Source organism: Halomonas sp. A11-A (genome assembly GCF_003182195.1).
In the GTDB taxonomy this organism is placed as follows: domain Bacteria; phylum Pseudomonadota; class Gammaproteobacteria; order Pseudomonadales; family Halomonadaceae; genus Halomonas; species Halomonas alkalicola.
Genome location: NZ_QGTM01000006.1, coordinates 24,226 through 38,600 on the forward strand (window position 1 = coordinate 24,226; position 14,375 = coordinate 38,600).

13 protein-coding genes are annotated in these 14,375 nt (G+C 69.9%); 7 read left to right on the forward strand and 6 right to left on the reverse strand.

The annotated features are described in order from the left end of the window. Positions 1-31: 31 nt before the first annotated feature. From DER72_RS06395 to lpxL, 3 genes are all read left to right on the forward strand, one after another. A complete protein-coding gene (locus DER72_RS06395) occupies positions 32-1,465 on the forward strand; it encodes a TolC family outer membrane protein (protein WP_110069172.1) in 1,434 nt (477 codons plus the stop codon). Between the two features lie 136 nt (positions 1,466-1,601). Beyond that, complete coding sequence (gene alr, locus DER72_RS06400; RefSeq protein ID WP_110069173.1) at positions 1,602-2,720, forward strand: alanine racemase; 1,119 nt, start codon at positions 1,602-1,604, stop codon at positions 2,718-2,720. A gap of 55 nt (positions 2,721-2,775) precedes the next feature. Continuing rightward, positions 2,776-3,678: an LpxL/LpxP family Kdo(2)-lipid IV(A) lauroyl/palmitoleoyl acyltransferase gene (gene lpxL, locus DER72_RS06405; protein WP_110069174.1), complete on the forward strand. Its 903-nt coding sequence runs from the start codon at positions 2,776-2,778 to the stop codon at positions 3,676-3,678. 124 nt (positions 3,679-3,802) lie between these two features. Here the strand turns inward: lpxL and ettA are convergent, their stop codons facing one another. The 3 genes from ettA to DER72_RS06420 form a co-directional block, all read right to left on the reverse strand. Further along, positions 3,803-5,464 carry an energy-dependent translational throttle protein EttA gene (gene ettA / locus DER72_RS06410; protein ID WP_110069175.1) on the reverse strand — a complete coding sequence of 554 codons (1,662 nt, stop codon included), beginning with the start codon at positions 5,462-5,464 and terminating at the stop codon, positions 3,803-3,805. A gap of 72 nt (positions 5,465-5,536) precedes the next feature. Continuing rightward, on the reverse strand, positions 5,537-5,737 hold the full coding sequence (locus DER72_RS06415; RefSeq protein WP_169959042.1) for a PA3496 family putative envelope integrity protein: 201 nt from the start codon (positions 5,735-5,737) through the stop codon (positions 5,537-5,539). A gap of 238 nt (positions 5,738-5,975) precedes the next feature. After that, positions 5,976-7,289, reverse strand: coding sequence for an MFS transporter (locus DER72_RS06420; protein WP_110069177.1), 1,314 nt, complete (start codon positions 7,287-7,289; stop codon positions 5,976-5,978). 106 nt (positions 7,290-7,395) lie between these two features. On the opposite strand from DER72_RS06420, the gene DER72_RS06425 reads away from it, so the two are divergent. After that, positions 7,396-8,292, forward strand: a complete 897-nt coding sequence (locus tag DER72_RS06425) for a DMT family transporter (protein ID WP_110069178.1) — start codon at positions 7,396-7,398, stop codon at positions 8,290-8,292. Here the strand turns inward: DER72_RS06425 and DER72_RS06430 are convergent. Genes DER72_RS06430 through DER72_RS06440 form a run of 3 tightly spaced genes read right to left on the reverse strand, consistent with a single transcriptional unit; the run spans position 8,277 to position 9,619 of the window. Beyond that, complete coding sequence (locus DER72_RS06430; protein WP_110069179.1) at positions 8,277-8,624, reverse strand: type II toxin-antitoxin system RelE/ParE family toxin; 348 nt, start codon at positions 8,622-8,624, stop codon at positions 8,277-8,279. The two genes, DER72_RS06425 and DER72_RS06430, sit on opposite strands and share 16 nt — an antisense overlap. Further along, positions 8,621-8,884, reverse strand: a complete 264-nt coding sequence (locus tag DER72_RS06435) for a type II toxin-antitoxin system Phd/YefM family antitoxin (RefSeq protein ID WP_110069180.1) — start codon at positions 8,882-8,884, stop codon at positions 8,621-8,623. Before DER72_RS06435 ends, DER72_RS06430 begins: the two co-directional genes overlap by 4 nt. 42 nt (positions 8,885-8,926) lie before the next feature. Further along, entirely contained in the window at positions 8,927-9,619 is a 693-nt protein-coding gene (locus DER72_RS06440) for an arylesterase (RefSeq protein ID WP_110069181.1), read from the reverse strand. Here DER72_RS06440 and DER72_RS06445 point away from each other — a divergent pair. Genes DER72_RS06445 through DER72_RS06455 form a run of 3 tightly spaced genes read left to right on the forward strand, consistent with a single transcriptional unit; the run spans position 9,618 to position 14,357 of the window. After that, positions 9,618-10,334, forward strand: coding sequence for an ABC transporter ATP-binding protein (locus DER72_RS06445; protein WP_110069182.1), 717 nt, complete (start codon positions 9,618-9,620; stop codon positions 10,332-10,334). The two genes, DER72_RS06440 and DER72_RS06445, sit on opposite strands and share 2 nt — an antisense overlap. Continuing rightward, entirely contained in the window at positions 10,331-12,919 is a 2,589-nt protein-coding gene (locus tag DER72_RS06450; RefSeq protein ID WP_110069183.1) for an ABC transporter permease, read from the forward strand. The genes DER72_RS06445 and DER72_RS06450 overlap by 4 nt, the downstream gene beginning before the upstream one ends. Positions 12,920-12,929: 10 nt before the next feature. Continuing rightward, positions 12,930-14,357, forward strand: a complete 1,428-nt coding sequence (locus DER72_RS06455; protein ID WP_110069184.1) for a polyphosphate:AMP phosphotransferase — start codon at positions 12,930-12,932, stop codon at positions 14,355-14,357. Positions 14,358-14,375 lie beyond the last annotated feature (18 nt).

Below are 14,375 nucleotides of genomic sequence, written 5' to 3' on the forward strand. Positions count from 1 at the left end.
AATCGGCCCGTACACAGGAACTGCCACGCCCATGCACCCCCCGACCCTGACCCGCCTGATTCCCCGCCCGCTGGTCCTGCTGGTGGGGTTCACCGTGGCCACCTCGGCCCAGGCCACCGACCTGTGGACCGTGGCCCGCGACGCCCTGGAGAACGACGCCTCGCTGGCCGCGGCCCGCTCGGGCTTCTCCGCCGTAGAGGCGGGCAGCGATGTTGTAAGAGGTGCACTGCTGCCTCAGCTCAGCCTGGGGAGCAGCCTCAGCCACAGCCGCACCTACGAGAGCCAGAGGGGCGGGACGGCGCAACCGGGTGGCGGGGACGACGATGACTTCAACAGGCTCGCTCTGGGCCTGAATGCTAACTTGGCCCTCTATGACCCCGCGCAGCGCGCCCAGCTCGCCCAGGCCGAGCGCCGGGTCGATCGCGAATCGCTGTCGCTTGCGGTGGCCGAGCAGCAGTTGCTGCTGGAGGTGGCCGAGGCCTACTTCGAGATCCTGCGCGCCCACGACATCCTCTCGGCCCGGCGCTCCCAGGAGACCGCCATCGAGCGCCAGCTGGAGCAGGCCCGGGAGCGCTTCGAGGTGGGGGTGATCGCCATCACCGAGGTGCACGAGGCCCAGGCCTCCTTCGACCTGGCCCGGGCTCAGCGCATCGCCGCCGAGAGCGCCATGCAGGTGAGCTTCGAGGCCCTGGAGCGCCTGACCGGGAAGCGCTACGAGAGCATCGACGGCCTCGCCGAGGAGATTCCCATCGTGCCGCCGGAGCCCGTGGACCGTGGCGACTGGGTCGAGCTGGCTATGGCCAACAGTCCCATGCTGCAGATGGCCGAGGCCGGCATCGAGGTGGCGCGCAGCGAGCTCGACGTCTCCCGGGCCGGCCAGCTGCCGCGCCTGGAGGCCTTCGCCCGCTACGACTACTCGGACAACGACCGCAGCGGGGCTTCCGGCTACAACTCCGGCAGCCAGCTCGGCCTGCGCGCCAGCATGCCGCTCTACACCGGCGGCAGCACCCAGGCACAGATTCGTCAGAGCGGCTTCGCCCTGGAGGTCTCCCAGTACGACTTCGAGGCCCAGCGCCGCGATACCGTCCAGCAGGTGCGCTCGCTGTTCACCCGGGTGAGCAACGACGTGGAGACGGTGGAGGCCCGCGCCCAGGCCATCGTCTCCAACCAGAGCGCCCTGGAGGCGACCCGCTCCGGCTACGAGGTGGGCACCCGCAACATCGTCGACGTGCTCAACGCCGAGCGCAACCTGTTCAACGCCATCGCCGACCACGCCGAGGCCCGCTATGACTATGTGCTGGGCCTGCTGCGCCTGCAGCAGCAGGCGGGGCTCCTCGACGCCGAGTCGATCCAGGCCGTCAATGCCTGGCTCGAGGCCGAGAGCGCCGTCTCCCTGGAGCTGCCCGCCGCGGGCAACCCGGACCCGGTGATGAATATCGGCATCCGCCCCCAGGCGCCTTCATGACATCTTGCTGATCAACGCGCATCCTTCAGGTATAGCTACCGGAAACCACCAGTAATTTGGTGGTTTCTTTCATGAAAGCCTCTGCCTGTGCGTGGATAATGCCAGGACTCCCTTTACGACTCTCCCAGGACACGCCATGGCCCGGCCGCTGATCGCCGATATCGATCTCGACGCCCTGCGTCACAACTATCGTCTCGCCTGCTCCCTTGCCCCCGACAGCCGCACCGTCGCGGTGCTCAAGGCCGACGGCTACGGCCACGGCGCGGTGGCCTGCGCCCGGGCGCTGGAGGATCTCGCCCCGGCCTTCGCGGTGGCCTGCATCGAGGAGGCGGTGACCCTTCGCGAGGCGGGCATCAGTACTCCCATCGTGCTGCTCGAGGGGATCTTCGAGGCCGCTGAGCTCGACCAGGTCGAGGCGCTGGGCCTGTGGATGGCGGTGCACAGCGACTGGCAGGTGGAGGCGCTGCTCGCCCGGCGTCCCGCCCGGCCGATTCCCACCTGGCTCAAGGTGGATACCGGCATGCACCGCCTGGGCTTTTCTCCCGAGCGGACGGAGGGCGCCTGGCAACGCCTGGCGGCGGCACCCGGTCACGCCTGCGACCTGCACCTGATGACCCACTTCGCCACCGCGGACCTTGCCGCCACCGGCTACTTCGCCGGCCAGATGACGCGGCTCGCGGCCCTGGCCGAGCGGCTCGGCGCACCGCTCTGCCTGGCCAACTCGCCGGCTACCCTGGCCCGCCCCGAGGCCCACGGCGCCTGGAACCGTCCCGGGGTGATGCTCTACGGCAGCGACCCGCTGGAGCGCGCCAACGAGGCGAGCCGCCGGCTCGCGCCGGTGATGACCCTGCGCTCGGCGATCATCGCCGTGCGCGAGCTGCCCGCCGGCGAGCCGGTGGGCTACGGCGGGCGCTGGGTCACCCCGCGGCCGTCGCGCATCGGCGTGGTGGCCTGTGGCTACGGCGACGGCTACGACCGCCATGCGGTGGACGGCACCCCGGTGCTGGTGGCGGGCCGTCGCACCGCCGTGGCCGGCAAGGTCTCCATGGACATGATGACCGTGGATATCACCGATATCCCCGAGGCGGAGATCGGCAGCGAGGTGGTGCTGTGGGGCCGGGCCACCAATGGCGAGGTGCTCGGCGTGGACGAGGTCGCCCGTCACTGCGACACCATCAGCTACACCCTGCTCACCGGGGTGCTGCCCCGGGTGCCGAGGCGGTATCATGGGGAATCGGGGACAGACCCCAATTAATCATGCACAAGGAGAGGGTTCACATGGAGCGGTCCGTTAATTGGGGTCTGTCCCCATGAGCCACCAGAACTTCGCCCACCCCCGCTACTGGCCGGTGTGGTTCGCCATCGGCCTGATGTACCTGGCGGCCTGGCTGCCCTGGCGGCTCAAGCTCTGGGTCGGCAGGGGGATCGGCCTTGCCGCCTGGCGCCTCGCCCGGCGCCGGCGGCATATCACCGAGACCAACCTGCGGCTCTGCTTTCCCGAGCTGGAGGATGACCAGCAGCGGCGGCTGGTCAGGGAGACCTTTATCGCCAACGGGATCGGCATCATGGAGACCGCCACCGGCTGGTGCCGCGACCCCGAGCATCTTCGCCATCGCGTCACCTACAAGGGCGAGCACCATCTGGCCGCCGCCCAGGCGGAAGGGAAAGGAGTGCTGGTGGTGGGTATCCACTTCTCGACCCTGGATCTGGGAGGCGCCCTGCACTCGCTCTTCTTTCCGGCCGACGTGGTCTATCGGCCCCACGACAATCCGCTCTTCGAGCGTTTCATGACCCGGGCGCGCAACCGCATCTTCGGGCGTGCCATCGACCGTCATGACCTGCGCGGCGTGGTGCGTCGCATCAAGGCGGGCCATATCGTCTGGTACTCTCCGGACCAGGATTTCGGTCGCGACGTCAGCGTCTTCGCCCCCTTCTTCGGCGTGGAGGCGGCCAGCATCAAGCTCACCGCCAAGATCGCCAGGATGACCGGTGCGCCTGTGGTACCGCTGATGTTCCATCGCAACCCCGACAACCGTACCTACACCATCGAGTGCCATCCGCGTCTGGAGCCCTTTCCCACCGGCGACGAGGTGGCCGATGCGGCGCGCATCAATGCCTTCATCGAGGGCGCCATCCGCAAGCATCCCGAGCAGTACCTGTGGCTGCACCGCCGTTTCAAGACCCGGCCGGAGGGCCAACCCGGGTTCTACTAACGCTTCGCGTCAAGAGCGGCGCTGCGCGCCTGGAAGCTGGAAGTAAAAAACCCCACGACCGAGAGGTCCGTGGGGTTTTCACTTACAGCTTCAAGCTTAGGGCTTACAGCTGGCGCGCAGCGCCTCAAGCGTCGATGCGCTTATATTTCATGCGATGCGGGGTGTCATCGCCCACGCGCTTCCTGTGGTCCGCCTCGTACTCGGCGTAGTTGCCCTCGAAGAACTCCACGTGGGAGTCGCCCTCGAAGGCCAGGATGTGGGTGGCGATCCGGTCGAGGAACCAGCGGTCGTGGGAGATCACCATGGCGCAGCCGGGGAAGGCCAGCAGCGCCTCCTCCAGGGCGCGTAGGGTCTCGATGTCCAGGTCGTTGGAGGGCTCGTCGAGCAGCAGAACGTTGGCGCCCTGCTTGAGGGTCTGGGCCAGTTGCAGGCGCCCGCGCTCGCCGCCGGAGAGCTCGCTCAAGCGCTTCTGCTGGTCATTGCCCTTGAAGTTGAAGCGCCCCACGTAGGCCCGCGAGGAGACCTCGTAGCCGTTGATGTTGAGCATGTCCTGGCCGTCGGAGACCGCTTCCCACACCGTCTTCTTGTCGTCGAGGCCGTCGCGCAGCTGCTCCACATAGGCGACATCGACGGTATCGCCGATCACCACCTCGCCGGCGTCGGGCTGTTCCTTGCCCGTGATCAGCTTGAACAGGGTCGACTTGCCCGCGCCGTTACCGCCGACGATGCCGACGATGGCGCCCTTGGGCACGGTGAAGGAGAGGTTCTCGTAGAGCAGCTTGTCATCGAAGCCCTTGGCGACGCCGTGGAACTCGATGACCTTGTCGCCCAGGCGCGGGCCGGGCGGAATGTAGATCTCGTTGGTCTCGTTGCGCTTCTGGAAGTCGCCGGACTGCATCTCCTCGAAGCGGTTGAGGCGCGCCTTGCTCTTGGCCTGGCGGCCCTTGGCGTTGGAGCGCACCCACTCGAGCTCGTGCTTGATCGCCTTCTGGCGCGAGGCCTCCTGCTTGGCCTCCTGCTCCAGGCGCTTCTCCTTGGCTTCGAGCCACTGGGAGTAGTTGCCCTCGAAGGGGATGCCCTGGCCGCGGTCGAGCTCGAGGATCCAGCCGGCCACGTTGTCGAGGAAGTAGCGGTCGTGGGTGATCGCCACCACGGTGCCGTTGTAGTCGTGCAGGAAGCGTTCCAGCCAGGCCACCGACTCGGCGTCCAGGTGGTTGGTGGGCTCGTCGAGCAGCAGCATGTCGGGGCTGGAGAGCAGCAGGCGGCAGAGCGCCACGCGGCGCCGCTCGCCGCCGGAGAGATGGCCGACCTGGGCCTCCCAGGGCGGCAGGCGCAGGGCCTCGGCGGCAACCTCCAGCTTGCGCTCGAGGTTGTGGGCGTCGGCGGCCTCGATGATGTTCTCCAGGCGCGCCTGCTCGGCGGCCAGGGCGTCGAAGTCGGCGTCCGGCTCGGCGTAGGCGGCATAGACGGCGTCGAGCTTCTCCTGGGCTTCCTTGATGGCGCCCAGGGCCTCTTCCACGGTCTCGCGGACGTTCTTGCTGTCGTCGAGTTCGGGCTCCTGGGGCAGGTAGCCGACGTTGATGCCCGGCATCGGGCGCGCCTCACCCTCGAACTCGGTGTCGACCCCGGCCATGATGCGCAGCAGGGTCGACTTGCCCGCGCCGTTGAGGCCCAGCACGCCGATCTTGGCGCCCGGAAAGAAGGAGAGGGAGATGTCCTTGAGGATCTGCTTCTTGGGGGGCACGACCTTGCCCACCCGGTTCATGGTGAAGACGTATTGCGCCATGGGAACCCATCGGTTGGAGGATTTGCAGTGGTCTCGATGATAGTGGCCACTGCAGGCAAAGGCCAGCCGCGGCTACTCCTCTTCGTCGATGGCCCAGTCATCCTCGATGGCGCGGCGTAGGCGACGCTCCTCGAGCAGCGCCTCCACGCGGCGTCGGGCGCGCAGGGTATCGGCGCGGCTGGTGCGGGGACGAGCGTACTCCTCGTCGTTCACCGCTTCGGAAAAGTCCACCTCGTCATCGAGGCTCGGTTCGAGAAGGTGTTCACGGCCCATGCGATCTCCTCCCATGGCCAGGGGTCGACGGGCGTCGACCGGTCACATATCGCTTCTCTTCCCCAGTGCGTTGCAGGTCTGTAACGCGGAATCCGAAGCGCCCAGGCAACGTGGTTGCCTGGGCGCTATATATCGCCACTTGGCGAGGGACACAAGCCCCACGCGAATTTATTTGCCGGCGCGGCCGGCCGGGGGATTTCAACGCGGCGCGCTCACTCCACCTGTTCACTCCACCAGTTCACTCCACTTCAGGCAGCCGGCTGGCGCTGGCCGCGGCGGCCAGCGCCATCAGCGCTAACACCACCATCAGCGCGGCGGTGCCGAGCCACTGGGCCAGCGCACCGATCAGGCCACCTACCGCCAGCATCAGCACCCCGGTGATGGTGTTGGAAAGTGCCACGTAGAGCGCGCGCCTGTCGCTGCCGGCCATGTCGACGATATAGGTCTTGCGGCCCAGGCGCACCCCGGCGTGGATGATCACCAGCAGGGCATAGAGCAGCGCATAGGGCCAGACGGTCTGGCTCCAGGCGCCCGGCAGCCAGGCAATGGCGGCGGCCAGCAGGCAGCACACCGCGGCGCCCAGGCCCGCGTCGCGCATCACCCGGCGGCTGGAGGCGTCGGCGCGCTTGCCCCATACCGGGCTCGCCACCATGCCGGCGAGCCCCGAGACCACGATCAGCACGCCGAGGCCGCCGAGCTCCGTGCCGCTCTGCTGCTGGCCGAGCAGCGCCACATAGGGCAGCGCCAGGGCACTGGCCAGCAGCAGGGCGCGGGAGAGGTTGAAGTGCAGGAAGTCGCGGTCCTCGCGCAGCAGGCGCAGCCCCAGCCTGACGCTGTCCCAGGCGTTCTCGCCCCCCTCCACGGCGCCGGGGGCCTCCCTGATGCGCGCTGCACACAGGGCGTTGAGCGCCCAGCCCAGGGCCGCGATGCCCAGCAGCACTGCGAGGGCCAGCTCGCCGGGGCGGTCCTCGAAGAGCATCAGCACGCCGCCGGCGGCCAGGGTCACTGCCCCCGCCACGCTGCCGCTCCAGCCCATCAGGGTGCCGCGGCGCTGCTTGCTGATGGTCTTGCCGAGCACGTCCTTGGTGGCCACCGAGGAGAGCCCCCGGGCGAGCGACAGCGCCACCAGCACGGCCAGCACCAGGCCGCCGCCGACGGCGCCTGCGCCGAACAGCGCCAGCAGGGCGAGCAGGGCGGCGGCAGCCGCCTGGAGCAGCCCGCCCACCACCCAGACCCACTTGCGCTCGGGCCTTAAGCGAATGAACCCCGCCACGAAGAGCTGGGGCAGCAGGGCGCCGGCCTCACGGATCGGCACCAGCAGGCCAATCATCCACAGCGGCGCGCCGATCACCCCCATCAGCCAGGGCAGCACCAGTCGCGCGCTGGAAAGCTCGTCGGCCAGCTTGTTGCCGAGCGAGGCGGCCAGGTGCAGGAAGAAGTTGTGCGGCTGCTCGTCACAGGCCTCGTCCGGGATGTCCCGGCACATCCGGCTGTCCTCGTCGCCGGTCAGCCATTCGTAGAGGCGGGACTGGCTGATCTCGGGTGCGGCCATGGGGGCTCCTCGCTGGTAGGATGTTTCGCTCATATTGTCGCGACTGTGAGGACGCCGTGTCACCCGTTGGAATTCCCCGCCGCTTTCCTGCCCCGAGGTCACGCCCATGACCCGCGACGGCCAGGCGATGCTTTACGGCCTCGGCGCCGTGGCGCTGTGGTCCACCGTGGCCACCGCCTTCAAGGTGGCGCTGGGCTACATGTCGCCCCTTGCGCTGATGTGGCTCGCCTCGCTGGTCTCCTGGGGGCTGATCGGCGTGCTGGTGGCGCGCCAGGGGCTCGCTGGCCAGGCGCTTCGCCACGGCTGGCGCACCGCCGCTTGGGCGGGGCTGATGAACCCGGTGGCCTACTACCTGCTGCTCTTCGGTGCCTACGACCGGTTGCCGGGCCAGGAGGCCATGGCGCTCAACTACACCTGGGCGCTGGCCATGGCGTTTCTCGCCGTGCCGCTGCTCGGCCAGCGGCTCACCCGTATGGACGTTGTGGCCGGGCTGATCGCCTACGCCGGGGTGTGGGTGATCGCCACCCGGGGGGCGGTGTTCGATGTGGCCTTCGCGGACCCTCTGGGGGTCGCCCTGGCGCTGGCCTCGACGCTGATCTGGGCGCTCTACTGGCTGCTCAATGCCCGAGATCATCGCCCGCCGCTGGTGGCCCAGTGGCAGAACTTCAGCATCGGGCTGCCGGTGCTCACGGCGCTGCTGCTGGCGGGGCCGGGCCTTGCGTGGCACGGCTGGCCGGGGCTCGCCGCCGGGGTCTACGTGGGGCTCTTCGAGATGGGCATCGCCTTCGTGCTCTGGCAACTGGCCGTGCACCGGGTGTCGCGCACGGCCAAGGTCTCCAACCTGATCTTCCTCTCGCCGCCGGTGTCGCTGCTGCTGCTCTTCCTGGTGGTGGGGGAGCCGATTCTTCCCTCCACCCTGGTCGGCCTCGTACTGATCCTAGGGGGCCTCGCGCTGCAGCAGTGGCAGAAGGCCCCGGCGCACGCGGTTCAGGAGAGCAGCTGATACTCGAAGAGCAGCTGCTTGAAGTCCTGGCGCTGGTGGCTGAAGAGGTAGATCGACACCTGGCCTTGTTCGGGCCAGTGTCGGTAGATGACGCGATAGCTGTCGACCAGCAGCTCACGGTAGTGGCTGATGCCGAGCTCCAGGGCCAGTCGGCAAACAGGATAGATCTGGGGATGAGTCGCGAGCCGCTCGATACTGGAGGTCACGAGATGGCGTGAAATCGTTTCGACACGGGGCAGCGGGAGTTCGAGCTTGTCCAGCAGGAAATTCTCGCAGGTGGCCAAGGAGAGTTCGGCCGTCGTTTCGAAGACCACGCTCTGCAGCGTGGTCATGATGATTCGCCACGGCGTGCCTCGTGCCTGGCTTCGAGTCGGGCCATGAATTCATCGGCGCTCATGGTCTTGCCCTCCTCGCGGCTCTTCTCGCCCAGGCTCAACAGCTTGAGCAGGGCAATCGCCTGCTCGCGCCGCTCATGGGCGGCGTAGGACTCGACCACATAGGTGGGCTTGCCCTTCTGGGTGATGACCAGGGGTTCCTGAACATCGAGCGTCGCGGCATTCTGTTTCAGGTAGCTGATGGTTTCGGTGCGCATGGCCTTTTCCCGGCTGAGCTTGGATGGTCCAATTTTAGTCCATCAATGGTCCGTTTGCGAGCCGCTGGCCAGCGTTACGCCGTTCTCCTCCAGCAGCGTCTCGAGCTCCGGCCAGACATTGTCGAGGATGAGCGGCTGGGCCTCGGCGGTGGGGTGGATGCCGTCGCCCTGCATCAGCGTCTCGTCCAGCGCCACCCCCTCCAGCAGGAAGGGCACCAGCGGCAGGTCGAAGTCGTCGGCCAGGCGGTGGAAGACCCCGGTGAAGGCGTCCCGGTAGGCCTGCCCGTAGTTGGGCGGGATGTCGATGCCGAGCAGCAGCACCTCGGAGCCGGCCGCCAGGCTGGCCTCGACCATGCGGGTCATGTTGGCCTCGAACTGCCCCGGCGGCAGGCCGCGCAGGCCGTCGTTGCCGCCCAGTTCGAGCAGAACAATGTCGGGGCCATGCTGTCGGAGAAGCTCGGGCAGCCGGCTGGCGCCGCCGGCGCTGGTCTCGCCGCTGATGCTGGCGTTGACCACCCGCGCCTTTCCGTCGAGCCGCGCTTCCAGCAGACTGACCCAGCCCTCGTCGGCCTCGATGCCGTAGGCCGCGCTCAGGCTGTCGCCCATTACCAGCAGGGTGGGGCGTGCCTCGGCCGGGGCCGCGCCGGCTGCCAGCGTCAGGGTGATCGTCACGGGCAGGGCCAGCAGCCAGGCGGTCAATCGACGATACGCACAACCAGGGAATCCCTTCATCATGAACGATACCTCTCGCATGGACATGGCACCGATTCTACACGCCGAGCACCTGGCCAAGCAGGTGAGGAGCGGCGACCGGCAGCTCACCATTCTGAGTGACCTAGCCCTCTCGGTGTTCCCCGGCGAGACGGTGGCGATCCTCGGCCAGAGCGGCGCGGGCAAGTCGACCCTGCTGGGCCTGCTGGCCGGGCTCGACCTGCCCACCGGCGGAACGCTGTCGATGTTCGGGCAGTCCCTCGCTGCGCTGGACGAGGATGGCCGCGCCCGGCTGCGCGCCGGCCGGGTGGGGTTCGTGTTCCAGAACTTCCAGCTGCTGCCGACCCTCACCGCGCTTGAGAACGTGATGCTGCCGCTGGAGCTCTCGCCACGGCCCGGTACCGAGGCCCGCGCCCGGGAGTGGCTCGAGCGGGTGGGCCTGGGCGAGCGTCTCGACCACCTGCCCAAGCAGCTCTCCGGCGGCGAGCAGCAGCGGGTCGCCCTGGCCCGGGCCTTCGTCACCGGCGCCGAGCTGGTGTTCGCCGACGAGCCCACCGGCAACCTCGACCCGGACACCGGCGAGCGCATCATCGAGACCCTCTTTTCGCTCAACCGCGAGGCCGGCACCACCCTGGTGCTGGTCACCCACGACCACGCCCTGGCGCGGCGCTGCGACCGCTGCCTGCGCCTGGACCACGGCCGCCTGGAGACCCTGCGCCTCGACGAGGTGAGCGCATGAGCCTGACCGCCCTGCGCCTGGCGCGCTTCTCGGCCCGGGGGCTGGCCCGCGACCTGCGGGCCGCCGACGTGCGCGCGCTGTTCGTCGCCCTGGCCCTGGCGGTGGCCGCCTCCACCATGATCGGCTTCTTCCTCGACCGCCTGGACCGCGGCCTGGAGCGCCAGGCCAGCCAGCTGCTGGGCGGCGATCTGGTGCTGGAGCAGGGCCGCCCCTTCGGCAGCGAGCTGCGCCAGACCCTGGAGGAGGCCGGGCTGGTGCTCGCCGACCAGGTGGGCATGGTCTCCATGGTCAGCTTCGGGGACGCCTTCCAGCCCGCCAGCCTCAAGGTGGTGGACCAGCGCTACCCGCTCTATGGCGGGGTCCACGTGGACCTGGGCGAGGGCACCGAGGTGGTGGCCCGGGGCCCGGCCCCGGGGGAGGCGTGGCTGGCGCCGCGCCTGGCGCTGCTGCTCGAGGCCGAGATCGGCGACCGCGTGCAGGTGGGCAAGACCGAGCTCACCGTAGCGGGGCTGGTCGAGCGCGAGCCCGACCAGTCCGGCGGCTTCGCCAACTTCAACCCGCGGCTGATGATGCACGCGGCGGATCTCGCCGCCTCCAACCTGGTGCAGGACGGCTCGCGGGTCTCCTTTGAACTGCTCGCCGCCGGGCCGCCAGATATCATCGACGACCTGGCGCCGCTGCTGACCCAGCTGCGACGCGACGGGGTCGAGGTGCGCGACGTGCGCCGCGACCGCCCCCAGCTCGGCAACGCCCTGGAGCGCGCCGAGCGCTACCTGAGCCTCGCCGGACTTGCCGCCGTGCTGCTGGCTGGGGTGGCGGTGGCCATGGCCACCCGCCGCTACGTGGATCGCCACCTGGATACCGCGGCGCTGATGCGCTGCTTCGGCGCCACCCAGGGAGAGCTGACGCGGCTCTTCAGCCTGCAGCTGCTGTGGCTGGCGCTGGCCGCCTCGGCGCTGGGCGCACTGCTGGGGCTGGCCGGTCAGGCCGGGCTGTTGGCCCTGCTCACCGCCTTCCTGCCCATGGAGCTGCCGCCCCCCGGGGCGCTGCCGCTATGGCTCGGCGTGCTCACCGCCTTAGCCGTGCTGGTGGGTTTCGCCGGCCCGACCCTGCTGAGGCTCAAGAAGGTCAGCGCGCTCAAGGTGCTGCGCCGCGAGCTCGACCCGCTGCCCGCCGCGGCCTGGCTGGTGGTGGCGGTGGCCAGCGCCGTGTTCGGGGCGCTGCTGTGGCTCTATTCCGGGGACCTCGGCCTCTCGGTGGGGCTGCTGCTGGGCGGCCTGGTCATGCTGGTGGTGCTGTGGGGGCTCGGGTCGCTGCTGCTCGCGGGGGTGCTGCGCCTGGCGGCGCGGCTGCCCCAAGGCGAGGGCGAGGGCGAGGCGGGGCTGAGCCAGGCGCTGCGCCTGGGGGGCGCCCAGCTGGCGCGGCGGCGCACGGCGAGCCTCGGCCAGCTGCTGGCCTTCTCGGTCACCTTCTTCGCCATGGCGATGATCGCCCTGGTGCGCGGTGACCTGCTCACCACCTGGGAGACCCAGCTGCCGGAGGACACCCCCAACTACTTCGCCATCAACATCCAGCCCCACGAGCGCGAGGACTTCGAGACGGCGCTCGGCGGCGCCGCCGATGCGCGCAGCGCCCTCTATCCCATGGTGCGCGGGCGCATCACCGCCATCAACGACCGGCCGCCCCGGGAGGCGGTGCCGGCGGACGCCCGCGGCGACAACACCCTGCGCCGCGAGCTCAACCTGACCTGGCGCGAGACCCTGCCGGAGGGCAACCGCCTGGTGGCGGGGCAGTGGTTCGATGCCCTGGAGGGCGCCGAGCCCGGCGGCTGGCTGGGGGAGGTGGCCGCCGAGCCCGCGGTGATCCGGGTGCCGATCTCCGTGGAGGATGGCCTGGTCGAGCGCTTCGGGCTGGCGCTCGGCGACACCCTGACCTTCACGATCGGCGGCGAGGAGATCGTCGGCGAGATCGCGAGCCTGCGCGACCTGGACTGGGACAGCTTCCGGCCCAACTTCTTCGTGATCTTCCCGCCCGGAGTGCTGGAGCGCTTCGGCCACAGCTACATCACCGCCTTCCACCTGGATGCCGGCGAGACCACCACCCTGCGTGAGCTGGTGCGCGCCTTCCCCGGGGTCTCGCTGCTCAACGTGGATGCCATCCTCGGCCAGGTGCGCGATCTGCTGACCCAGGTGACCCGCGCCGTGGAGCTGGTGCTGGTGTTCGTGCTGCTGGCCGGGGTCAGCGTGCTCTACGCCGCCCTCACCGCCAGTCGCCCGGTGCGCGCCCACGAGAGCGGCCTGCTGCGGGTGTTCGGCGCCGGCAACCGCATGCTCTCCCGGGTGCAGGGGGCGGAGTTCGCCATCCTGGGGCTGGCCAGCGGCCTGATGGGGGCGCTGCTGGCGGAGCTTACCACCGCCGCCATCTACCTGGCCTGGTTCGATCTGACGCCGCGCCTGCACGGCTGGCTGTGGCTGGCGCTGCCGCTGGGCGGGGCGCTGTTGATCGGTGCCATCGGCCACCTGCTCTCCCGGGACCTGCGTCGCCAGGCCCCGGCGGCGAGCCTCGGCCTGCTGGGCGAGACCTGAGGGGAAGCGCATGAACACCGACACCCTGCGCTACCGGCTGCTGGACGCCCAGCTCGCCCTGGCCCGGGAGAAGCAGCGCGCGGTGATCCTGCTGCTCACCGGCCATGCGGTGACCCACAAGGGCGAGGTGGTCAACCGCCTCAACCACTGGCTGGAGAACCGCCACACCGAGGTCCACGCCCTGGGGCCGAGCAGCGAGGAGCAGGCGCGCCCCTACTGGTGGCGCTACTGGCGGCGGGTGCCCGATCGCGGCCGCATCGGCATCTTCATCCATGGCTGGTACGGCGATGCGCTCTTCGCCCGGGCCGAGCGCCGGCTCTCTCCCGGGGCCTTCCAGGACCGCCTGGCGGAGATCCGCGCCTTCGAGGCGGAGCTCGCCGCCGAGGGGGTGGTACTGCTCAAGCTGTGGACCGACATCGGCCGCCGCGAGCAGCGCCGCCACCTGACCGACCTGCAGCAGGACCCGGCCCGGGCCTGGCAGGTCGGGGTGAGCGAGTGGCAGCGCCATGGCCAGCATGCGGTCATCGAGGCCATCGGGCGGACGCTGCGCGATGACACCGAGGCGCCCCACGCCCCCTGGCAGCGGCTGCCCTTCCATGACCCGGCAGAGCAGCTCACCCGGGTCGGCCGTGCCCTGCTGGCGGCCCTGGAAGCGCCCCCCGAACCGCCGGCGGCGACCCTCGCCAGGCGGCCGGCAGAATCGCCCGGCACCCCTTCGCTGGGGCGCGCCAGCGCTGCGGTGGCCGAGCGTCTCGACAAGGTCGCCTACCGCGAGCGGCTGGCCAACGGTCAGGCCCGCCTGGCCGCCAATGCCCGGGAGGTCGCCCGTCGGCGCATCCCGGTGGTGATCGCCTTCGAGGGCCACGACGCGGCGGGGAAGGGCGGCAGCATCCACCGGGTCACCGCGGCGCTGGATGCCCGCCAGTACCGGGTCCATCGCATCGGCGCCCCCAGCGACGAGGAGCTGGCGCTGCCCTGGGGCTGGCGCTTCTGGCGCCGCCTGCCCGCCGACGGGCGCATCGCCATCTTCGATCGCAGCTGGTACGGGCGGGTGCTGGTGGAGCGGGTCGAGGGGCTGGCCAGCGAGGCCCAGTGGCGGCGCGGCTATGGCGAGATCCACCACTTCGAGCAGCAGCTGCTGGCCCACGGCGGGGTGCTGATCAAGCTGTTCCTCGCCATCGACAAGGACGAGCAGCTCAGGCGCTTCGAGGCTCGGGCCGCCACTCCCCACAAGCGCCACAAGCTGACCGACGAGGACTGGCGCAACCGCGAGCGCTGGGACGACTACCAGGCCGCCATCGACGAGATGTTCGCCCGCACCCACGTCCCCGGCGCCGAGTGGTCGCTGGTCGCCTGCGACGACAAGCGTCGTGCCCGGCTGGCGGTGCTGGAGCAGGTCAACGAGCGGCTCGAGGCGCGCCTCGCCTCGGCCGTCTGAGCTAGGCTCACTGGCAGA